Raw genomic sequence first — 23419 nt, 5'->3', positions numbered from 1 at the left:
CCTACTTAGAAATTATATTCTCTCCAAACCATTTATTAGATATTTGTTCACCGGTTCCATCTTTTTTTATTTCATCTAAAACTCTATTCAGCTCTTCTAAAAAGCTTTTATCTTCTTTTCTTAGTCCTACACCATATGACTCTTTCCCAAAATCATCCTCTAGAACTTTATATACACCTGCTCTTTTCTCAATATAGTATCTTCCAACTACCTCATCTACTATTACTGCATCTACTCTTCCAGCAGCTAAATCCATTAATGCCTCAGTGTTATTAGAATATTTTTTTACTTCTTTTAATGAGTTTTGCGTATCTTTATCAGACGATAGTGCTGCTTCACTACTACTTCCTAGCTGTAAACCAACAGTTGTTCCAGATAAATCTGACTTAGATTTTATATCTGATTCATTTTGCACTACTATTATTTGTCTATTTTCTAAATAAACATTTGAAAAATTAATTTGCTTTTGTCTTTCTTCAGTAATAGTTAGACCATTCCATATTACATCAATATCCTTGTTTTTTAGACTTAGAACAACACCATCCCAATCAACAGGCTTAAAAACCACATTTACACCTATTCTCTTCGCAGCTTCCTTTGCTAGATCTATATCAAAACCAACTATTTCACCTTTTTTATCTCTAAATCCCATAGGTGGGAAACTATCATCTAATCCTACAACAAATTCACCTTTTTCTTTAATCTGATTTAGAGAATCATCAATTGAATGTTTTTCTCCACATCCACTAAATATCAATGACATTGATATAATCAGTACAAAAAAAATTATAATTTTGTTTTTCATAATATATTGCCTCCTCTATTTTAATAAATAATATAGATGTTATTATACTTTATTGCGCTAAAGTTGTAAAGTATTAAATTTAATATTTATTAAAAAAGAAGTATCAATCCGATACTCCCATGAATTCTAAGCCATATAATTTAAAAAATATGAATGTGTAACAAACGATGAAGCAGTTCCTAAAATAATCCCAACAAAAACATCTGAAGGATAGTGTACCGCTAGATAAATCCTTGATATACCTACTACAAACGCGGCAATAACAAAAAGCATCATCATCTGAGGCATATAAAGTGATAAAATGGTTGCCATGGAAAAACTTGCAGTTGTATGTCCAGATGGAAATGAATAGTCCTTAAGTTTAATACCAAATGTGTTTATATTCTGTAAAATATTATAAGGCCTTTCTCTTGTTAACATCCTTTTTAACAGCTGAACAAATACTTGACTTACTGACAATGAGGCTAATATTTCAATCCCTAGTATTCTTGACTTCCCTGCGTTTATGATTATCAAGAGCAGAGGAAGTATACTAGAAAATATAGCCCCTCCTAGTTCTGTAATAAAAGGCATAATTCTATTTAGAAAGCTACAGCTTATATTTTTATTAATGAAATAAAATAGTTTCTTGTCTCCAAATACAAAGCATTTTCCTAAAAATCTCATATTTGCTCATCCTTTTTATTTATTTAATATGATTATAATATAAAAATATTAAATTAATATAAAAATTAAGTTAATTTTTTCTTAATGAAATTTCCGATGACTTGTGGAATAAATTATATATCTATATATTAATGTGATACTGTGATTTAATATACATTATAAAGTAAATATTATAGTTTTGTAAAATAGTTTTTATAAAAAAACCGCTATGCCTATGACATAACGGTTTTATATAAGAACAATTTAGCTATTTCTTGTTTTGTTTTTTAACTACTTCTTACCATTTTTATTTTTTTTATGATTTTCTTTAGTTATTATTTCATAAGTAAATTCTGCTGAGCCTTTTTCTCCTGAAGGTGCAGCATACCATACGATCATGTAGTTTTCACCATCTTTAAATAATTGTCTTAATTCAAGTGCATCTTCTTCAGTAATATTAAAAGGCTTAACATTTACAACTCTGTAAACAGGATCTTTTCCACTTTTACCTAAAGTTCTTTTATTTATAAATGTTACTGCATACTCAACATAGCTCTCATTTATTTCATTCATGTTAAGAAACTCTTCTATTGAATCGCATGTGTTTTCATAACCGATTTCTGGTATTTCTATATTGTCTATAAACCAGCCTGCCTCATTTGAACCCCAATCAGTTAAATATCGGAAGCTTATATAAATCTTTTCACCAGCATATTCAGATAAATCAAATATCTCTTCAGTCCAAGCAGGTTCTTCTTCATAATTAACACCTGTAAATCCTGGAAGGTTTTCTTTAATCTTTGGATACCCTTCTTCTACAACATCACTTCTAGTATTTTCATTAGCTAAACTTACCCAAGTTTCGCCATTATCTGTAGATACCTGAACCATTCCAAAATCCCATTGCTCTTCTATCTCGTAATAATTGTCAAACTTTAGAGTTGCTGACTCAACTGATGATAAATCTGCTTCTAAAATAATCTTATTGTCAGCTTCGTCACCAGAACTACCCCAAATAACTTGATCTTGTATTCCTAATGGATCTTCAACGATTTCCCAAGGTATTGGCATGAAATCAGTTCCATCAAATATTATAGTTCTAATCTTGTCAGTTACATCTATAACCTTATAATCTCCACCCCAAGCAGGCACACCGTCTTTATCATATTCTAATGCTGATTCGTAGTTTACAGTTACATCTATACTGTCAAATTCATATATACCGTTACCTGGCTTGTTACTATCTATTGCAATTGCTATAGTAAATCTTCTAAATAACTCTTCAAAGTCTATTCCTGCTCCAAAGTCATCTAAAACTTTGTTAACACTTTCAATTCCTTGATCTTCACCATCAGTTGCTAAGGCTTTAACAAAATCTTTGCCATACTTGTCATTTAAATATAATTGTAGTAAGTATGCTTGCCCATAGTCAGCTAATGTTTCTGGACCTGAAGGAGCACTGTAATGCTCATCCCACTCAACTAGTGAATTTTCTGGGTGATCTAAAAAGAAGTTTACGTGTCCCATAGGATGCCCATATCCACATAGATATTCTGCAAAGTCAGACATTCCTTCATTTAACCAAGTTTCTTCAGCACTATCATTGTCATCATGAATTAAATGTTGAAATTCGTGTGCAGTAGTACCAAAGAATGTAGTTTCTAGTCTTTCTTCCCAATTATTAGTATCTATATTGATTATATTCCTATCAAAATATGCCTCATAAGATGATGAGTAAAATCCTGCTATAAAGAATGGATATTCAGAATCATAAAAATTTTCATCTCTTATGTTGTCAACAAGCATAATCACTCTTTCAATTCCATCGTCAGGAGTATAGTAATTTTCAGGTACATTCCCCCATGCAGATAATAAAGCGTCTTCACCTGTATGAGAATCAGGTGTACCGAAAAATTCAGTATCCTTTTGATATATATTATTGTCAAATTCATCTCTTAGCTTATCAACTTGTTCTTGAGTAACTACATGAGCAGGTCTATCGTCTTCGAATGATAAGTCATCAGCAACCCAAACTTCAACATTACTTCCTATACTTCTTAGTGTATAAGTTTTAAAATAATAGCCATTTATTGAATCATAACCTAAATAATACTTAGTTCCACCATCAAAAGTAAAATTGTTGTCAGTGCTATTTTCTTCTGTATTACTTTCTTCATCAAAGTTAAGGTTCTCTGCCATTTCTTTTATTTCATTATCTAGTCTATCTCTATAATCCTCGTCACTCTCTAAATGTCTTAAGTAAGTACCTACGTCTAATACATCTCCGTATCGCTCAGTATCCCACTCGTCCTTAGCTGCTTGAACATTGGACATACCCATTGTTGGAAGCATACCAAATACTAACGCTAAGCTCAAAACAATCGATAAAGCTTTTTTCATAAATATCCTCCTTTATATTAGTTTTTTCTATAAAACCTTTGTTTCTTTAAAATTCTTATATATCCCCCCCTTTTTAGGTCAATTTATAACAAAATTGTGTTTTTATGTCAAAATAGAACAATTATCGAGATTTTTTGTCGCTTATTGTAATATATGTATTTATTTACCTTTTACTAATATTCCATATTGCTTTGAATTTTTCCTTCATAAATTCATAAATTTTTTTAAAATTTTTAAAAAATTTATGAATAAGCCTACCATAATGAACCTAAGCATTTTATATGTTCATCTATTGAATTACATATTATTAAATATATAAGGGACTTGTCTAAAATATTACTAATATATACTACAAAATAAACTTGTACAATTTGATAATACTTTTTTAGTAACATTTCCTATAAGACGATAAATATCTTATACTTATAAAATAAAAGCATGTTAAATTTTACTAAACAAAGGAATTAAGGCTTACCTATAGAATATAGTTATGATAAAAACAATATTAGGGGGAATTACATGTTTGATACTTCATTTAATTTCATGTTTTCTATTTTCCCAATCTTTTTTCTTCTTATTTTTGGGCTTATCTTGTTTACTATTATTCGAGGAATAAAAGAATGGAACTATAACAACCATCAACCAGTTTTATCTGTGCCTGCTAAGGTTGTATCAAAAAGAACACATGTATCTCGACATACTCATGCACATGATAACCATCACCACCATAGTTCTTCAACCACATATTATGTCACATTTGAAGTTGAAAGCGGAGACCGAATGGAGCTTCATGTTCCATCTCGTGAATACGGCATGATAGTTGAAGGCGATGAAGGAAAGTTAACTTTTCAGGGAACACGGTTTCATTCATTTAATAGAAATATATAAAAAGGATAGCTACAAAAGAGGAAATAATTTTAAGAATGAACAGATCTATACAATCTAAAGGAAAAGGAGCGCTCATAAGTGATTAAATAAATACACTTTTGAGACAGCTCCTTTTATTCTTTAAACCAATATTGAGCTCATCATAGTAAAAGGGATGTATAGTAAGTTCGCGAGATACAAATCAAGTATTATAAAAAAAGCTAATAAGCCTACATAGTGTACATTTTTCTTTTCCCTATAGAAGATATATATAATAATTCCAGAAATAAAGTTCACCAGTAGTGGAACAAAGAATGCAAATATACCTGTTTTTAATAGGTCAGGAACATACGCTCTCCCAGTTCCTGAGTAATAGGTGCCCTTGAATGTTATAAGATTTAGTATAACATATGCTAATATAAATAAAGCAAACTTGATTCTATCATCTTCAATACGTAGTTTTCTAACAATAAGTCCCAATGGAAGAAATACTGCTGTGATAAAAACAACGGCCCAAAAGATTTTTAGCACAGTTCCAGCTACAGCATATAGTGGCGATGATAATGCTTTTAATATTGCACTCTTATAGTCACTTTCAGTAAATTTGAAATTCTTAAGCTTAAAGTCCTCGTTAGTACTATTCAACATGAGCTTGTATCCATCATTATTATTATCAAGCCAAGCTATATACTGATCAGATTGGATATTAAACACTGTTGCAACCTTTGAAGTGTTCTCAGTATTTGTCAGAAAAATAGGTTTAGAAATACTACCGTTTGTGCCTATATCTAGAATAAAAATATTTCTATAATCTGAGTACATGTTATCTACGTTTTCTGCAGCAGCTATGAGCTTTAAAGTATTCCCATATTTAAATATGAACTTTTCTCTCCCTAGATTATTTATTCCCTCAATACCATCTTCACCTATTCTTTTTCTAGTATTAACCTCCATACTACTAATATCTGCAATCTGTATATCAACATATTCATTTCTAAATCCACCTGTTTCAATTTTAGTAGTAGGATAAATCAAGAAAATTTTATCTTCTACATTCTCCACATATATTTTGTGAATATATGTATTAGACATGTATGAAATGCTATCAAGCACCTTTAAGCTTCCATTATCAAGCTCATTAATAGTTCCTCCAAGGATTTGGTCATTCAGCTTATCCACCTCGTTTAGAACAAATATGTACTCTTTTCCATCAATTAATCTGTAATAAATACTTTTAATATTCCATTTATTATCATAGGATTTTTGAAGTACTAACTGTTCATCCTGATAAGTATATAGATTAATGCTGTCTTCGTTAAATACTTGCATAAACGTTTTATCTTCTATTTCAATTAAGTTAAACCCAGTTATACCTGTAAGCAACTCCTTAGGCTCATTAAATATATCTTTATTATATGAAGTCATAAATAATGTAGAATCCTTAACGAAGAAAACATTATTTTTAACAAGATAAACACTATCAATACTATTCTTATTAAATACATCAATATCTGCAATGCCTTGGTTTATAATACTTCCATCTTTCTCTACTAGATAGTAGTTAATTTTCCCACCATCAGAAAAATCTAAAAATGTAAGCATAAATAATTTATTATCAAAAGTACTCATCAACGGTTGTCTATTAAATTCTCCAGTACCTATCTCTATTCCTCTACTCCAATTGTCTGTATAGGTCATAGCCTGTATTTTAAGATGACTATAGGTATGATACCCTGTAAAGCATAAAATAACTATTATAATTGCCAAAACCGTTTTAAAATAAAACCTTCTGTTATTCATAGAATCCCCCCCAAATCATAAAAAGTATATTTATTATGAATCAATCGTTAGTATATTTTATCATTTTTCAGAATATTTTTTTAATAAATTTCGAATTAATTTTATTAAAATTTCTTAATAAATTATGTAAATCAAGAATACCCTAGACTAATACACCTAGGGTACTCTCTCACTCAAATTTTACTATTCTAACTCCAAGTATAAAAAAAACTAGACCCATACCAACTAAAATAAGCGTAGGTACTATTGCTGAACTAACACCTGCCCCATACATGACTATTTTCTCCATACCTTGAATTGCCCACTTCTGTGGCGTCAAATTAGCTAGCGCTAGTAATAGCTTTGAATTTACAATATCTAATGGCCACATGCATCCACCTAACATTGAGGTGCTTGTTAGTACAACAGGGGTCACTGCGGAAAGCTGAGAATGAGTTTTTACAATTCCAGATAAAAATAATCCTAAACATGTTACTGCAAAAACAAAGGCTAAAGCAATAATTAATATCCCGCTAATACTAGACCCCATATCTAGACCAAATAGGTATTTACCTGAGAAAATCAAGATGCCTACTTGAAACACACCAATTAAAAATGTCATCACTAGGTTTCCTCCTAGTATAGACCTTCTAGATACAGGTGATATCAGCAGTCTCTGCCATGTGTTATTTTCTCTGTCATTCAATATTTCACCTATTGCAAATACGATTGTGTACATGGAAAAAAACAGTGTAAATCCTATCATCAAATGTTTATAATCATCATATTTACTCTCGCTATTAAAAACCTCTGTTTTAACAGATATAGGCTTTCTGTATTTCCAGCTTTCAATTGTATTACTATATGCTTTACTTACAATTGATTCCTTGCTAGAGTCAGAATACTGTTCTACATAATCAGCAGTAATATGTGATATATTTATATTTCCTATCATTTTGCTAGTAATACTTGATACAATACTTTCTAATGTAAATATATCTCTATCAAATTTCACCTTCATGATTCCTACCGTTGGTACTTTACCATTCTCTATGTTTTGCTTAAAATTAGACTCTATAACAATAGCTGCTAAAACTTTGTTTTTTTCTACTCTACCTACAGCATCATCATATGAAGTATTCTGATAACTAAATGCATTATTAGCATTTAACTCATTTATAAGCATTTCTGAGTATTCACTTTTATCTTTATCCACTATTAAAACAGTAGGAGTGAAATCACCACTCTGAACCATCCCCATCAAGAAGGTAAAGCCAAGAGCCATTACAGTCATAATCAGAAATACAAAAAACTCATGCTTCAATCTTATAAATCTTATTCTTATTATGCTTAACATGATTTCCCCCCTTTCCATCCCATAAAATGTATACAGATATTAGAGTAAGCACTATTCCTATAGCTATTAATCCTAAAAGCCATGATGATATCGTTCCAATACTTCCTCCCTGCATAACACTTAAGTATGACTTTAAAGCAAGTCCGTTCAGTGTAAAATTACTTAATGCTTGAAAAAATTTAGGTAGTATGTCTATGGGTATGAAGCTTCCACCTAATATAGACATCCCATTAATAATTACTGCTTGATAAACGTCAGAAGCCTTATAGTTATTATTTTTAAATGTTATTGCTGCAAGCAGCATACCTAATCCTGCTACTGAAAAAGCAGTACAAACAGTAATCAACGTAACATAAATTGGAGTTCCCCACTTAACCTTATAAATCAAGCTAGTAAATACTATTATTAAACCTGTTTGAATTATCGAAAGTAAAAAAACAGTAAAAAATTTTCCAAAAACTATTTTGCCTTTTTGTATTCCACCTATAGTCATTCTTTGATAGGTGATATTTTTCTTTTCGTCTAATAAGAGCTTTCCTCCATTACCTGCTGCAAATAGAATGAACATTGTAGCCATACCAACTGCATAGTATTGAAAACCTGTAATAGGTTCTTTACCCTCTACTTCTACATATGCAACATCAGCTAATAATTCTTCCAAGTTATCTGATATATCATCAATTACGCTTTCCATGTTGTTATAAGCTTCATCAACTCCAATGCCTTCCTCTAAAGCAGTTTCCAAAAAAACATTTTTTCCAATGATTATTGATGATATACGATCAGAGAATCCCGTCATAATACCTTCTACTATTTGACTGCTTATATATCTATCAGGATGCCCTATGACTTTAATCTCAATCTTATTCCTAAATGGTGTAAAGAAGTTAACGCTCATATTAAATATGAAATCCTGTGGTAGTATTAATACAGCAGAAACTTCGCCACTGTTTAATTGCCTTAATGCAGTCTCCTCATCAGTAACTTCGTATTCTAAAATCTTTTTAATTTCTTCATTTTGAAGAAAGTCTTTCGTAAAAACTTCGTCTACATTTAAGTCCTTTATTCCAGTTTTTATATTGTTTATATCATTCTTATCTACATTTTTGAAAATAGAGCTATTTCCAAGGAAATCTATAAACCTATTAGTCTCTTCACTAACATCATATTTTTTTACTACAGATATCTTTATAGTATTTTCATTTCCTTCTTGAATAAAAGAGCCCTTTAAAGCTGTGCCGAGTATTGCTATTAGTATCAGAGGCATAGCTATTAAAATCATTGTGGCCTTTCTGTCGGATAGGATTATCTTTAAGTCTTTAATGACTATATCTACTATTCTCATTAATACCCCTCCTAATCCCTTAGTGCTCTTCCAGTTAGATGTAGAAATACTGATTCAAGATTTGGTTTATTAATATCTATCGACAATATATTTCTCTCTGTTTCACTTACCTTTGATATTATATCTTTAAATATTTCCTTACCATTTTCAGTAGTTAAAATAATCTCTCCTTTAGTAACCTTAACTTTAGTTATATAATCTATTTCTTTCAATTTGTTAATTAATTGGTCTGTTATATCATCAAATTTGAGCTTGATTTTTTTATGACCTTTTATGATACCTATGAGCTCATCTTGTGTTCCAGACGCTATTATTTTTCCTTTGTCCATTATACTAACTCTTGTACACAAGTATTCAACTTCCTCCATATAGTGGCTTGTGTATATAATAGTCATACCTTCCTTATTAAGCTTAAGTACTGTATCTAATATATGATTTCTCGATTGAGGATCAATACCTACTGTTGGTTCATCCATTATCAAAAACTCTGGTTTGTGAAGAAGAGCAGCTCCAATATTTATTCTTCTTTTCATTCCTCCAGAGTACTTTTCTATCCTATCTTTTAATCTATCCTTCAAACCAACTATCTCAGCTACTTCATCTACTCTATTTTTAAGTTCTTTTCCTCTTAACCCATATACATGTCCCCAAAACTTTAGATTATCATATCCAGTTAAGGTAGGATATAAAGCTATTTCTTGAGGTACTATTCCAAGTTTTTGCTGTATCTTTTTAGGTTTCTTTATTATATCTTCACCTTCATATAATATATCTCCACCATTTGGCTTAATAAGAGTTGATATCATTGATATAGTAGTTGATTTGCCAGCACCATTTGGCCCTAGCAAACCAAAAACCTCCCCTTTATTTACTTCAAAGCTTATTCCATCAACAGCGTTAATATCTTTATAACTTTTGCTCAGATTTCTTACCTCTAATAAAGGCATATTAACTTTCACCTCCATCATTCTTATTGATAAGATCATCAAACATAAATGGCATTCCTTGATCAAAACTTTCTTGATCTAAAGTATTGTCTTTTGTAAGCTCTGGAAATTCAAACTTCTGCTCTTTCTCTATATTCCAGTGCTTCATTTGCATCTTTAGGTCTGTTGATAGTACTTCACCTGATTCTGCATTATCAAAATCTGCTATTAGTTCAATGTCCTCTTGTATTATATATCCGTCAATATCTATATACCCCGTATATTTGAAATCTCTTATAGTAATATCATTCATCTTATCCTTTAGGTCATTTATAAACTTTTCAACCTCTAATTTGTTTCCTTCTTCATCCGTTACTTCATTAGCTATTTCATTAACACCTTTATTGTTGACAATAATATCTAACGATTCATTTATAAGCTGCTTTATCTGCTCACCTGTAAGATTTATTGAGAACTGTGTTACCTTTATTTCTCCATCCTCAGTTGTTAATAATGTTTTATTCCCAGAAACTACATCCTTTCTATTAAGAATTTTAATCCATTTATTTTTTATCTCATCTATTGCATTTTCCATCATATCATCGTTCTGATTTTCTTTACTATTAAATTCTCGATTAAAGCCATCTAATACGACATATTTGCCTAGTATTGGCATCTTTATAAATGCAGTGTCTTCATTTTTATAAAAGGCTGAATCAAATCCCATACCTCCAAAATTAAAATAATTTCTTGACATTATTTTTGTATCTTTACTCTCTTCCTTAAACACCACACTTGTCTTAGACTCTATTTCCTTAAAATAGTTTAACTGTCTTATTGCATCAACTGATAAACCTTCTGTATTATATTCATTTTCAATAGCCAATTCAAAAGACATCTGCCCTTGCTTTATTTCATTTGTATTTTTTACTGCATCCTTATATGTCTGCAGCGCTTCTGTACCACAAGCTGATAATACGAATACCAGCAATACTAGTGTCGATATTATTAACACATTTTTTCTCATTATAAACCTCCTTTTCTCTCTCTCTTTATTTTCATTATAGTTAATTTTTTTTAAAATTTACTGTATCGTTTTTCACTATTTTCATTAACCTTATATTACTTTTTGCACTTTTTTATTTGCAATAAGTATACAATTTTAATTTTTTTGATTTCGTTATAAATTGTTATTTTTATCGTTAAATTAACTTATTTTATTTTTTAATTAATTAATTTAATATTATTATTAATTATTTTTATAAATATTATTGACTTTTTCAATATATTTATTTATCATTAAATTATACCCAATATGTGGAATAATTATTTTTATTAAGGAGGAAATTAAATATGTTAAGTTGCTCTATTGAAGTAAATAATCTCAAGAAAGAATTTGTTATAAAAAAGAAAAACAGTCCTTTTTGGAAAAAAGTAAATAAGGGAAAAGAAACCTTTATAGCAGTAGATAATGTTTCATTTAAGGTGCATAAAGGTGAAATATTCGGATTTCTTGGTCCAAACGGTGCAGGTAAAACTACTACAATTAAAATGATTTCAACTCTTCTTAGTCCTACTTCTGGTAATGTTATAGTAAATGGAATAGACGTAAGTAAGAAACCAACAAGCGTTCTAAGAAACCTGGGAACCGTTTTAACAGGAGAAAGAAGTGTGTATTGGAAACTTACAGGAAGAGAAAATCTAGAATATTTTGCTGCAATGAACGGTATGACAGGTAAATATGCTAAAGATAAAATAAACTACCTTCTTGAAAGATTTAACCTTGAAAAAAGAGCAGACGAAACTGTAGAAAAGTATTCAACAGGAATGAAGCAAAGAATAGCATTAGCAAAAGCTTTAGTTACTGATCCATCTATCGTAATTCTTGATGAACCAACCTCAGGATTGGATCCTCAGTCTGCCAGAAATTTAAGAGAGATAATATTAGAAATTAAAGAAGAAGGAAGAACTGTATTATTAACTACTCATTATATGGAAGAGGCAGATCAATTAAGTGATAGAATTGCAATTATTGATCATGGTAAAATAATCGCCCTCGACACTCCTAATAACCTAAAAAAAAGTCTTAATAAAACTAATATTATAGTTCTTGAATTAAATGACTGGAATGAAGATATTTCGAATAAAATTAAAGAAATAAAATCAATAGAGAACATAAGTTCAAGATTTAATGAGGATACTCAAAAATGGGAAATAAAAATCCATATTAGCAATGGAAGTGATACTCTAAACAGTTTAGTATCGAATGTCATTTCTTATGGAATAAATATTAGCAATTTTAGTGTTGAAGAACCAACTCTTGAAGATGTCTTTATAAGCTTAACAGGTAAATCACTAAGGGAATAGGAGGTATAAAAATGGATTGTACCGCTAAAAAAACTAATTTTGAAATAAAAAATCTAGAACCAACAATTTTTAAAGCCATAGTAATAGTCTTTAAAAAGGAATTAACTATATTCTTCAGGTATCCGTCGTGGTTTATATCATCAATAATATGGCCTATTCTCTTTCCACTTGGTTATATATTTACAGCAAAAGCTTTAGCTGGTTTAGGCAATGATTCACTAAGCTCATTTGCAGAACTTTCAGGAACGTCTGATTACACTTCTTATATGATAATTGGTACTACAATGTGGATGTGGATTAATGCAATGTTATGGTCCTTTGGAACCAGTCTAAGAACAGAACAAATAAGAGGTACTCTCGAATCAAATTGGCTGTGTCCTGTACCTAAAATAAGTCTACTTCTTGGCTATTCTCTCTTTCAGCTATTTAACAGCGTAATATTTATGCTTATTTCAGTGGTCGAATTTAAACTAGTATATAATTTCAAATTTACTGGCAGTCCTCTACTTGCAGCCGCTGTAGTATTAATATCAGTTCCGTCAATATATGGCATAGGGTTCATATTTGCAAGCCTAGTAATGTGGGCAAAAGAAACAGATGCTATGGTATTTCTAGTAAGAGGGATTATGACAGTATTCTGTGGTATCACTTATCCTCTTGCTGTACTGCCAGAATGGATGGAAAGTGTCTCCAAATTTATACCTCTAACATATAGTATCCGTTCCTTAAGATTAGTAATATCATCAGGAGCTAGCATCAATGAAATTAAGAATGATATTCTAATTCTTTTAGCGTCAGGAGCTATCTTAATGGCATGCGGTATATTAAGTTTTTATCATACTCAGAAAAAAGTAAAAGAAACTGGTTCTTTAGGTCATTATTAGGTTAATTAGAAAATTCGCAGAACATAATATAATCATAAATTCAGTGGATTATGCTAACTCGAAAGGAGAATTGATATGATTCTTGAAAGATTTAAAATGTATTTTATTGCAATATGGGCAATTACAAAAAAAGATATTAAAATTTTCTTAAGATATCCTATAAATGCTTTATTCAGAATAGTTGAGCCTATTATGTGGATAACTCCAGTATATTTTTTAGCTAAGTCATTTCAGATTGGAGGACGCAATGTAGGTTTTAGTGAATATTCTGGAACCTCTGACTATATAGCATTCTTAATTATAGGCAGTGTCCTTGGTAGTTTTGTAAGTGCTGTGTTATGGGGAATGGGCTTCTCTCTGAAAAAAGAAATGGATTCAGGTGTACTAGAGTCTAATTGGATAACTCCAATTCCTCTGTGGGTACAATTAATAGGAAGGTCTGTATTTTTATTATTTATTACCACTATTAACTCATTATTTGTTGCATTTCTTGTTTGGCTTATGTTTGGGTTTAGTATAGGTAGCGGAGTACTGCCAGCTCTTTTAACAGTAATTCCTTTATTAATAGCTTTATATGGTCTAGGTTTTGGTATTGCTTCCTTAGTTCTAATCACTAATAATGCTAATAATATAATAGATATATCAAATTTTTTGATAAATACTATATGTGGAAATGACTTCCCAGTTATTGTTCTTCCAAGGTTTGTATTAGCCATATCAGTCAGTTTGCCTTTGACTTACGGACTTGACGCAGTAAGAGGCATATTATTAGGTACTAAAACACTTCTCCCCATTTATGTTGAACAGTTTATCTTAATTGGCTTTATGATTATTGGGACACTTATAGGATATTTAATATTAAGAAAGGTTGAACGCCACTGCAAAACTATAGGGAATATTGGATATCATTAAATGAATTCCATTTTTTAATTCAGCAGGGGATATCCTCCCTTGCTCCCCCTACTATTTACATATAATTATACTAAAAAATCATAGATACAATCCATTTTTTACAGCAAAAATCGCTAATTGTGTTCTGTCTCTTAATTCTAATTTATTTAATATATTAGTTATATGGTTCTTAACAGTACCTTCACTCAAGAAAAGCTCTTCGGATATTTCCTTATTGTTCTTTCCTTCCCCAACTGCTCTACATATATCAAGCTCTCTTTCAGTCAATTCCTTTACTCTAGTGTCAATCTCATTATTATTTCCCTGACAAGCCATTTGAGAGAATTTATTTATAACTTTAGCAGCAATATCAGGTTGGATTAACGCTCCTCCATCATGCACTGTTCTTATGGCTTCAGCTATCTTTTCTGGAGTAGCATCTTTTAATATGTAGCCTGATGCTCCAAACTTTAGGGCATCAAATATAAAATCATCATCATTGAATGTCGTTAAAACAATTATTTTTACGTGAGAAAAATCACGTTTTATTAGTCTAGTAGCTTCTACTCCATTTACCTTAGGCATCTTAATATCCATTAATATAACATCTGGGAAACACTTTTTGCATATCTCGTAAGCCTCCTTGCCATCGGATGCTACGCCACACACGTTTATATCTTCTTCCATGTTAAGTATCATTTTAAGGCCTTCTCTTAAAATATTCTGATCATCAGCTATTGCTACTTTTATCATTTTTATCCACCTCCAATGGAATAAAGCCTTTAATTGTAAACACTTCATCCACAACAAACTGTATTTCTCCATTCAAGCTATATATTCTTTCTTTCATACCCTTTATTCCAAGACCTTCACTAGCTATTGGATGGCATTTTCCATTATTAGCAATCCTAAAGTCGATACTGCCAGCCTTATATTCAATATCAATATCAATTATATTTGCCGCACCATGCCTTATGGCATTTGTCAATGCTTCTTGCACGACTCGATACAAAGAAATATTGATTATAGGACTAGTCTTCACAATATCACCCTTAGTCTTAAATTGTATTTTTACTCCTGTCCTATTAGAAAACTCATCTGCTAATTCTTTGATGGATTGAACACCTAATACTAGCTTTTCATTAGGCTCTAAAGCTTCTAAAATCTCTCTAATTTGTACTAACCCTTCTCTTGCAGACTGCTTTATCTTCTTCATCATTTCCTTAGCATTTTTAGCATCAGTATCAATCAGTCTGCTTATAATTTCAAGTTCCATTATAAAAGCCGTCATATTGTGTCCTAAAGTATCGTGTATGTCTCTAGCTATTCTATTTCTTTCTTCAACTATCATAAGTTTTTTATTCTTCTCAGAATATTCTTTTAAACTCTTATGTGTACTTAAAAGCTCCGTATAAAGTTCTTCTTTCTTTTCCTTTTCCTCTTTGTGATATTGAGCAAAATTAATGGTGACTAGCACAAACACATTTATCAATGTAAAGAATGCCATTTGTGATATGTTTGAAAAATTGCTTTTATAATATATTAAAATTAAATACTTTACTAAAGAAGCAGCAACTGTTATTATTCCTATAATTATTCCTTTTTTTCTATTAAGCATAAGTGCAGCTTCCAACAATATTAAAAGGTATAATGAATGTAAAAAATAATTTATCATATATTTTGAATTATACTCAAGTAAAAAGACTATCGTTACATCAAATAAAAATAATAAAGGATATACGGAAGATCTCTTTATAAAATAACTTCTTATAATACCTACAACAATGTATAATAAAGAAGTCCCAATAAGTATAATAAGTCTCATATTGTTGGCATTCTCAAATTTTAATGCTGCCCATAAGATTATGGCTACTAATAATATTTTAAGAACATTAAATAAGTTCTTCTTTTTATTATTCATACATAACAACCTCTTATTTTTTATTATTCTTATTAAATTCTATTGATGATATATTAATACCTTTTATTCTTACATAAAAAAATCCAAACCATTAATTCGGTTTAGATTTTTTTATACTATGATAGAAGTTTATTCATATCAACAGCCATGTTATGTAAGCTTTCTGCACTAGCTGCCACTTCTTCACTCGCAGCAGCACTTTGCTGTAAACAACTTATAAGATTTGCAAAACTATTAACATTATTTTCTGTTGTTTGTATAGTATTTTCATTAGCATCAACTATATGCTTAGTTTTATCAACTTGTTCCTTGATAGAATCACTAATATCTTTTATATCTTTTCCTGCCTTCTTTAATTCATCTATCATGTATTCTATAGAGTGTACTGTTTGTTTTAGAATTTCATCACCTGCGATAATTTTGTCATTATTGTTAGTCATTAAGATTTTAACTTGATCCGTGCCAACCTTAAACTCACTTGTCAAACTTGTAACATCATCAAGAGATTTTTTAGTACTTTCAGCAAGTTTTCTTATTTCATCAGCTACGACTGCAAAGCCTTTTCCAAGCTCACCAGCCCTTGCCGCTTCAATGGATGCATTTAAAGCTAATAAGTTTGTTTGATCTGATATCTCACCTATTAGTAATAATATCTCGTCCATATGCTTAGTTTTATTCTCTAAGCTTTCCGTCGACTCTAGAGATGTTTTTATACTTTGCTTTATCTCAGCTATTATATGTAATGTTTCATTAAGTTTTTCTTCATTTTCATTAGACGAATCAATTAATTTATTAGAAATCTTTTCAGTATTAATTACTCTATCAAATATATCCTCATTTGATTCAAAAAGGACATTCAAGTTATTTCTATTATTATATGCTTCAGATAAAACTTCACTTGCAGCATCTGATACTTTCTGACTTGTATATGAAATATCCTGCATAGAATTACTTTCTTCTTCAGCAATCACACTTAAAGACTGGCTTGAATCAAGGAGCTTGCTACTAAATCCAGTAATACCTTCAAAAATCTCTGTTATTTTTTGATTTTTCTTAAAAAGCTCTTGTTCACGAGTACCAATCATGACTAGTACTCTTGAAGAAAAGAATGTCAAGATAAATATTCCGAAATACGTTATGCCCAATACAACTATTTTCATTCCCATAACCTGTACAAAATCTCCTTTATTAGAGACATATAAAGGATTAAGCATAAACGTAATTACTTGACATATAATACTTGCGCCTATAGATATTAGTAACATTTTTATATCTAAAAATAAGGCTATTAAAATTACAAAGAAGAATATACTTGCCCATACGTCTTCAGAAGGTATCTTAATTGCCATAGAAGAGTAGTTTAAACAGGATATAATAAGTATCAATGCTTTAAGCTGTGCAAATCTTTTCTCATTAAATTCATTATTTTTTATTGTGCTTTTATACATATACCATAGTGTTGCTAATTCAACTACGGCCATTGAGCAAAGTACTGCTACATCTACCCATTTCATCCCTTGTAAAGAATTGGTTGCCTTCATTGTAATAAATGTTATACTCCCTAATATTCCACTTAAAATGTAGAAAAGTATTACAAATTTTAATGTTTTCTTCTGATATTCAATGATTGAATTAGTATATTTATGTCCCATGATTTCCCCCTGTAACAATTTATTGTTAACTCTTAACATATACCGTATTTCATTTTCCTCCATAATTATACATAATTTGCTACCATTTGTAAAGTAATGCACCAGCTGTATATCCAGCACCTGCAGAGCAAAACACAATTAAATCATCTTCACAAAATTTATCGTTTTTCAGTCTATAATCTAATGCCATTATTGGACTTGCACAGCCAGTGTATCCGTATTTATCTGCTATAAAAGTAGCTTTATCTACACTATCTCCTAATAAGCGTAACGTATCTTCTATATCAGTATAAGAGAATTGAGACATGATATAATGTGATACATCGTTTGGAGAATACTGACAATCATTTAACACATCAGTTATAAGATTAGCCCATTTCTCAGATATAAAGGTGAAGTCAAAAGGAACAGATCTCATCTTCTTATCTGCTATTTGTATATTCTCATCGTAAATATTTGACATCCCACATACGGGAAATCTTACAGTATGTATAAATGAAGTATCTGCAATCATTTTAGATGATATAAATCCTCTTGATTTATTTTCTTCTACAGCCTCTAAGATAACAGCTGAAGCACCATCAGACACTGCTGAGTATACAAGAATATCATCTTCCATTGCAAAAGGACTTAAAGCTACTGAGCTTACTATAAGAACTCTTCTGTACTTTTTATTTACTTTTAAGTAATTAACTGCTATATCAATTGCATTTAACATTGCTAAACAGTCATTGTTCATATCAAAAAGACACATCACATTATCTGCTTTTAACTCATTCTTTATCATCATCGCACAGCTTGGAGATAAATACTCAGGCGTATCTGACGCTGATATTATCATATCAATATCATTAGGAGATATTTCAGCATCTATAAAGGCTCTCCTTGCAGCCTCTACAGACATTGTCAAATTATTTTCATCTTTATCAACCAATGGCATTCTATCTCTACCCAAAACATTTAATATAGCTTCAGCCTGTTTTCCTTTTTCAAACTTTTCAAAATGCTTAATAAAATGCTCTTTGCTTAAATGGTTTTTGGGACTATAACTTCCTGTCCCAATGATACAAACATTTCTTTCCATTGTAATCCCCCTAGTGTCATTTTTTCTTTAGATGTGACAGTATATATATTTTTTTGACATTCTATTACATTATACTCCTTGATTTTTTTGATGTAAATATATAGCACATTTGGATAAAAAAAATAATCTAAAGGTCCTATAAAATGTCTTTCATACTATAAAATAGAAGTTGCCCTGTTCTAGGACAACTTCTATTTCATACTTATATGTAGCTCTAACTTTTCTACATCTGTTCTTCTACTGGTTTAACAACCCAAGGTTCTGGATAATCTGGTTCTATACATAGACCCACTGTAGTACCTATGTTCAACGAAACAATAATAGCTAAAACAAAGAATAATTTTCTAAAACTCATTGTCTCACCCCCATTTTTCGTTTTTTTTGCTTATAAAGCAATTTCTAAAATGTTTTTAACTCTTTCAATATCATGTTTAATATAATATCTACACAGCTTAATGATTAGCTCCTGGGTTTCCTGTTCTTTTTTATTTTGTTTGATTAAATCAATAATATCATCATACATAATTTGCTCTAGCTCAGTACAGTTTGTATTCATAAATATATCAAGAAGGCTAGTGTATATTTTGTATTTATTTGGTATATCGTTTTTCGATTTAATTATTTGCAAAGCTCTTATTAAGTATTTTTGACCGTATTCTTTTTCTCTATTGATAAAGTAAGTTTCTGCTAGAGAAACTAAGGTAGATAACATGAATTTACTGTTAATTTTTTCCCTTATATGTAAACTTTCTGCATAGTAATAAATACTCTTATCATAATTATTTAAAATTCTATATATGTACCCTAAATTATTATTTGCCATTGCTTCTGATTCTCTATTTCCTGTATTCTTTGATATGGTAAGAATCTGTTCAAATGTATTGAGAGCCTCATAATTTTCACATTTCTCTATATGTATATTTGCCTGCAGTATTAATACCTCTGTATATTGTGGCCATTCATCATCCTTAAGCTTTGTTTTTAATTTCTCTAGCATTTCCATACCAGTCTCAAATCTTTTTAGCTTAACATTTGCCAATGCGTTATTAAATAATACTCTTTTTTCAAGTATAGGATTATCAATATTATTACTCTCTATCATATAGAGTACATGCATATTTATATAAGAAGCTTCCTCATAATTATTTTTTTTAAGGGCACATCTTGCTATTTTAGAATTAATATCTGCCATGTTATTATAATCTGATAGTCTTGAATAGTTCTCTAGCGATTTTAAGTAGTAAATCTTACTTTCTTCATTTAATGACTTTTCATAATAGTAATCTCCAGCTATTTCAAAAACCTTAGCTTTTTTTGAAGATATGTCCCATTCATTGAGTATATCTTCAATTTTCCCCAGTTCAATTTTAAAGCTTTCATCATTTGAATTCTTAAATTTAATTAATTTATCTATATATGAATCAAGTAGAAATCCTACTTGATGAGATTCATCAGCAAAAATGTATTCTCCACTAACATTGAAATCTAGTTTCTTTTGTCTTAATATCTTACCCAAGTTTAAAGCAATAATATTTGCTGTGTCTCTTGTAAGTTTTGTTTTTCCATTTTCTATATAACTTATTAAACTTCTATCAATTCTATCTCCTGCTAAGTCTTGCTGATTTATTTTTAAATATTTTCTTATAGCTTTAATTTTTTGACTTTTAGGCAAAATTAAATCTTCTAAAATATACATCAGCATTACTCCCTGTTAAAAATTTAAAAATAATAGAGTGAAATCTCTATTTCTAACTTTCACATCTTCATTTTAATTTTATCATTTTTTACCATAAATGTAAATAAGGAATTGTTTACTATCTCATGAAAGTATTGTTGTAATATATTTATTATTTTTTACAGATAATATTGATGTAAGTTAGATAATATACTTACAAATAAAATTTTGGAGGGTTACTATGAATAATTATTCAAACATGTCTGGACTTAGCTTTAAGAATTCTATAGAATCCCTAAAATTAGAAGAAGCAAAAAGAAAAATGGGAACATCTAATATGAATGCTTATAACATGGGAATGACTAGTAATACTGGAACAAGTACAATGGGTATGACAAGCACTACTATGAGTGGAACTAATATGACTTCTTATAGTAACGTACCTAGTTTAACTAACTCTACGTCTACTGGTTATTCTGAGATACAAAAAGCTAAACAGAAAATGAATCAATTTTCATAACAGACTTCTCTAAGATAAAGTAAAAGGGAGTATCGCGAAACTACTTTTTAGTAGCTAGCGATACTTCCTTTTTACATATTAATAATATCCAGGACCATAACCATGTCCCGGGTACCCATATCCCGGATAACCATAATATGGACGTCTTCTTCTTCTTAATAATTCTCTTAATAGAATTATTCCAATGATATCTCTCAACAATCTTCTTCTACCATAGAATGGCCTTTGTTGAGTATCTGCTTCATGTAAATATAGGCTTCTTCTTTCTTCTGAATCTTGATCTATTTCAGGGCACTCTTCAATCATTCTTTCATATATTTCATCGATCATCTCTTGCATTTCTTCATCGGTCATATTGGGATCAACCCGGTAATCTCCCATATATCTATCCACACAATCTTCTACCTTTGGATACAGCCTATAATACAACTCTGGATACTGTGGACCGTCATACGTATACTCCATCAAAATACCTCCTTTTTACATGTCCTCTTTCACTATCATTCTATGATAAATAATGAATTATGCTACATGTCTAAAAGGTACTAATTTCATTTTTATGCAACTTCATCAGGCATAAAACCTCTAAATTGTGACTTATAAAGCCTAGCATATAGACCATTTTGTTTTAATAGTTGATCATGCTTTCCTTTTTCTTGTATACCTTTATCTGATAAAACAACTATTTCATCTGCATTTCTTATAGTAGATAGTCTGTGAGCTATAACTAAAGTTGTACGTCCTTCAGAGAGTTTTTCTAGTGACTCTTGTATGATGATTTCAGTTTCATTATCAAGTGCAGAAGTTGCTTCATCAAGTATTAAAATAGGAGGATTCTTTAGAAATACTCTTGATATAGATATCCTCTGTTTTTGACCACCAGATAGCTTTATTCCTTTTTCACCCACATATGTTTCATATCCTTCAGGTAAAGACATTATAAAATCATGTATATTAGCATTTTTAGCTGCTTCATAAACTTGTTCATCTGAAGCAGTTATATCTCCATAGAGAATATTCTCCTTAATAGTACCCGTAAACAGAAAAACATCTTGCTGTACTAATCCCACATTCTTCCTTAAAGATTTAAGCGTAATATCTTTTATGTTTATGCCATCAATGAGTATTTCACCGTCATCTAGCTCATAAAACCTAGGAATTAAATGACATAGTGTAGTCTTCCCACCTCCTGAAGGTCCCACTAATGCTAATGTTTCACCTGGCTCAACGATATGGTTTATATTAGAAAGTACGGTCTTATTATTATCATTATATCTAAATGTAACATTTTTTAAATCTATTCTGCCTTTTACATCTTTTAGGTCTATAGCGTCTTCTTTGTCTTCTATGTCAGGTTTAATGTTCATTATCTCTACGAATCTTTCAAATCCAGTCATACCTTCCTGATACTGTTGAATAAATTGAGCCAGTCGCTTAATAGGCTGCAAGAAGAAATTAACATATAGTAGATATGCTACCAAATCTCCTATACTGATGATTTCTTTATAAGCAAAGAATCCACCTGCACTTATTGCAATTAAATTTAATATATTAGAAAAAAAGTTGATTCCAGCAGTAAATTCAGCCATTACTCTAAAAGCTGACTCTCTTGATTGTCTAAACTCATAGTTTCCGACATTGAATTTTTCTACTTCATACTCTTCATTAGTAAATGATTTAGATACTCTTACTCCTGAGATACTGTTTTCAAGCTGGGCATTAACTGATGCTATCTTTTTTCTCTGTTCTCTAAATGCATTTTCCAGTTTTTTTCTTTTAGCTATTGCAAACCATACCATGATAGGTACAAATGCGAATATTATTAAAGTTAATCTCCATTCGACGCTTAATAATATTACGAATGAACCTATTAGCATCACAAAAGAAATAAATAAATCTTCAGGACCATGATGTGCCAATTCAGATATTTCTCTAAGGTCATTCACTATTCTAGACATAATGTGACCTGTCTTAGTATTATCAAAATAGCTAAATGATAGGGTCTGGATATGTGAAAATATTTCTTTACGCATATCAAATTCCATTCTTGTTCCTACTATATGACCCCAGCAGTCAACTATAAAATTGCATATGTACCTTACTATATATAGTAGAACTAACACACCTGTAATAATAAATAACGTTCTAATCTGTCCTTTAGGTATTATTTCATCTATAACCTTACTAGACACAATTGGAAAAACCAAATCTAAAGCAGAAATCATAAATGCACATACCATATCTAATAAAAACAACTTCCAATGTGGCTTGTAATATGAAATAAACTTTCTTACCATAATG

Annotated in this window: 21 protein-coding genes; 5 read left to right on the top strand and 16 right to left on the bottom strand. The window is 30.3% G+C overall.

The window, feature by feature from the left end:
- Position 1: 1 nt before the first annotated feature.
- From HNR33_RS15015 to HNR33_RS15005, 3 genes are all read right to left on the bottom strand, one after another.
- Positions 2-805, bottom strand: coding sequence for an amino acid ABC transporter substrate-binding protein (locus tag HNR33_RS15015; protein WP_429084798.1), 804 nt, complete (start codon positions 803-805; stop codon positions 2-4).
- A 126-nt stretch (positions 806-931) separates the two neighbouring features.
- Positions 932-1471 carry a phosphatase PAP2 family protein gene (locus HNR33_RS15010; RefSeq protein WP_429084796.1) on the bottom strand — a complete coding sequence of 180 codons (540 nt, stop codon included), beginning with the start codon at positions 1469-1471 and terminating at the stop codon, positions 932-934.
- Positions 1472-1741: 270 nt separating this feature from the next.
- Complete coding sequence (locus HNR33_RS15005) at positions 1742-3850, bottom strand: hypothetical protein (RefSeq protein WP_429084795.1); 2109 nt, start codon at positions 3848-3850, stop codon at positions 1742-1744.
- Between the two features lie 519 nt (positions 3851-4369).
- Here HNR33_RS15005 and HNR33_RS15000 point away from each other — a divergent pair.
- Positions 4370-4738: a DUF2500 domain-containing protein gene (locus HNR33_RS15000; protein ID WP_429084793.1), complete on the top strand. Its 369-nt coding sequence runs from the start codon at positions 4370-4372 to the stop codon at positions 4736-4738.
- 120 nt (positions 4739-4858) lie between these two features.
- Here HNR33_RS15000 and HNR33_RS14995 read toward each other — a convergent pair whose 3' ends face one another.
- The 5 genes from HNR33_RS14995 to HNR33_RS14975 all read right to left on the bottom strand — a co-directional run bounded on the left by HNR33_RS14995 (position 4859) and on the right by HNR33_RS14975 (position 11151).
- Complete coding sequence (locus tag HNR33_RS14995) at positions 4859-6517, bottom strand: hypothetical protein (protein WP_429084791.1); 1659 nt, start codon at positions 6515-6517, stop codon at positions 4859-4861.
- A gap of 169 nt (positions 6518-6686) precedes the next feature.
- Complete coding sequence (locus HNR33_RS14990; RefSeq protein WP_429084789.1) at positions 6687-7853, bottom strand: ABC transporter permease; 1167 nt, start codon at positions 7851-7853, stop codon at positions 6687-6689.
- Positions 7810-9198 (bottom strand): ABC transporter permease, encoded by a 1389-nt coding sequence (locus tag HNR33_RS14985; RefSeq protein ID WP_429084787.1) that lies wholly within the window; start codon positions 9196-9198, stop codon positions 7810-7812. The genes HNR33_RS14990 and HNR33_RS14985 overlap by 44 nt, the downstream gene beginning before the upstream one ends.
- A gap of 11 nt (positions 9199-9209) precedes the next feature.
- Positions 9210-10145: an ABC transporter ATP-binding protein gene (locus HNR33_RS14980; RefSeq protein WP_429084785.1), complete on the bottom strand. Its 936-nt coding sequence runs from the start codon at positions 10143-10145 to the stop codon at positions 9210-9212.
- Position 10146: 1 nt separating this feature from the next.
- A complete protein-coding gene (locus HNR33_RS14975; protein ID WP_429084783.1) occupies positions 10147-11151 on the bottom strand; it encodes a hypothetical protein in 1005 nt (334 codons plus the stop codon).
- Positions 11152-11477: 326 nt separating this feature from the next.
- Here HNR33_RS14975 and HNR33_RS14970 point away from each other — a divergent pair, with 326 nt between their 5' ends.
- The 3 genes from HNR33_RS14970 to HNR33_RS14960 all read left to right on the top strand — a co-directional run bounded on the left by HNR33_RS14970 (position 11478) and on the right by HNR33_RS14960 (position 14287).
- A complete protein-coding gene (locus tag HNR33_RS14970; protein WP_429084781.1) occupies positions 11478-12491 on the top strand; it encodes an ABC transporter ATP-binding protein in 1014 nt (337 codons plus the stop codon).
- An 11-nt stretch (positions 12492-12502) separates the two neighbouring features.
- Entirely contained in the window at positions 12503-13375 is an 873-nt protein-coding gene (locus HNR33_RS14965) for an ABC transporter permease (protein WP_429084779.1), read from the top strand.
- Between the two features lie 75 nt (positions 13376-13450).
- On the top strand, positions 13451-14287 hold the full coding sequence (locus tag HNR33_RS14960; protein ID WP_429084777.1) for an ABC transporter permease: 837 nt from the start codon (positions 13451-13453) through the stop codon (positions 14285-14287).
- A 78-nt stretch (positions 14288-14365) separates the two neighbouring features.
- Here the strand turns inward: HNR33_RS14960 and HNR33_RS14955 are convergent, their stop codons facing one another.
- From HNR33_RS14955 to HNR33_RS14930, 6 genes are all read right to left on the bottom strand, one after another.
- Positions 14366-15019: a response regulator transcription factor gene (locus HNR33_RS14955; protein WP_429084776.1), complete on the bottom strand. Its 654-nt coding sequence runs from the start codon at positions 15017-15019 to the stop codon at positions 14366-14368.
- Positions 14997-16187 carry a sensor histidine kinase gene (locus HNR33_RS14950; RefSeq protein ID WP_429084774.1) on the bottom strand — a complete coding sequence of 397 codons (1191 nt, stop codon included), beginning with the start codon at positions 16185-16187 and terminating at the stop codon, positions 14997-14999. The genes HNR33_RS14955 and HNR33_RS14950 overlap by 23 nt, the downstream gene beginning before the upstream one ends.
- 116 nt (positions 16188-16303) lie before the next feature.
- Positions 16304-17839 (bottom strand): methyl-accepting chemotaxis protein, encoded by a 1536-nt coding sequence (locus HNR33_RS14945; RefSeq protein ID WP_429084772.1) that lies wholly within the window; start codon positions 17837-17839, stop codon positions 16304-16306.
- 79 nt (positions 17840-17918) lie between these two features.
- On the bottom strand, positions 17919-18923 hold the full coding sequence (locus HNR33_RS14940; protein WP_429084770.1) for a ketoacyl-ACP synthase III: 1005 nt from the start codon (positions 18921-18923) through the stop codon (positions 17919-17921).
- A 223-nt stretch (positions 18924-19146) separates the two neighbouring features.
- On the bottom strand, positions 19147-19278 hold the full coding sequence (locus HNR33_RS14935) for a hypothetical protein (RefSeq protein ID WP_429084769.1): 132 nt from the start codon (positions 19276-19278) through the stop codon (positions 19147-19149).
- Positions 19279-19308: 30 nt separating this feature from the next.
- On the bottom strand, positions 19309-20619 hold the full coding sequence (locus tag HNR33_RS14930; RefSeq protein ID WP_429084767.1) for a tetratricopeptide repeat protein: 1311 nt from the start codon (positions 20617-20619) through the stop codon (positions 19309-19311).
- Between the two features lie 220 nt (positions 20620-20839).
- On the opposite strand from HNR33_RS14930, the gene HNR33_RS14925 reads away from it, so the two are divergent.
- The gene (locus tag HNR33_RS14925) at positions 20840-21118 is read left to right on the top strand and encodes a hypothetical protein (protein ID WP_429084765.1); all 279 of its coding nucleotides are present in this window, start codon (positions 20840-20842) and stop codon (positions 21116-21118) included.
- A gap of 78 nt (positions 21119-21196) precedes the next feature.
- Here HNR33_RS14925 and HNR33_RS14920 read toward each other — a convergent pair whose 3' ends face one another.
- Entirely contained in the window at positions 21197-21583 is a 387-nt protein-coding gene (locus HNR33_RS14920; protein WP_429084763.1) for a hypothetical protein, read from the bottom strand.
- 92 nt (positions 21584-21675) lie between these two features.
- Positions 21676-23415, bottom strand: a complete 1740-nt coding sequence (locus HNR33_RS14915; RefSeq protein WP_429084761.1) for an ABC transporter ATP-binding protein — start codon at positions 23413-23415, stop codon at positions 21676-21678.
- Between the last annotated feature and the right edge of the window lie 4 nt (positions 23416-23419).

The organism is Brassicibacter mesophilus, assembly GCF_050433385.1.
Taxonomy (GTDB): domain Bacteria; phylum Bacillota; class Clostridia; order Tissierellales; family Proteiniboraceae; genus Brassicibacter; species Brassicibacter mesophilus.
Note: the sequence above shows the minus strand (reverse complement) of the source record. Positions and strands in the feature narration are given on the sequence as shown.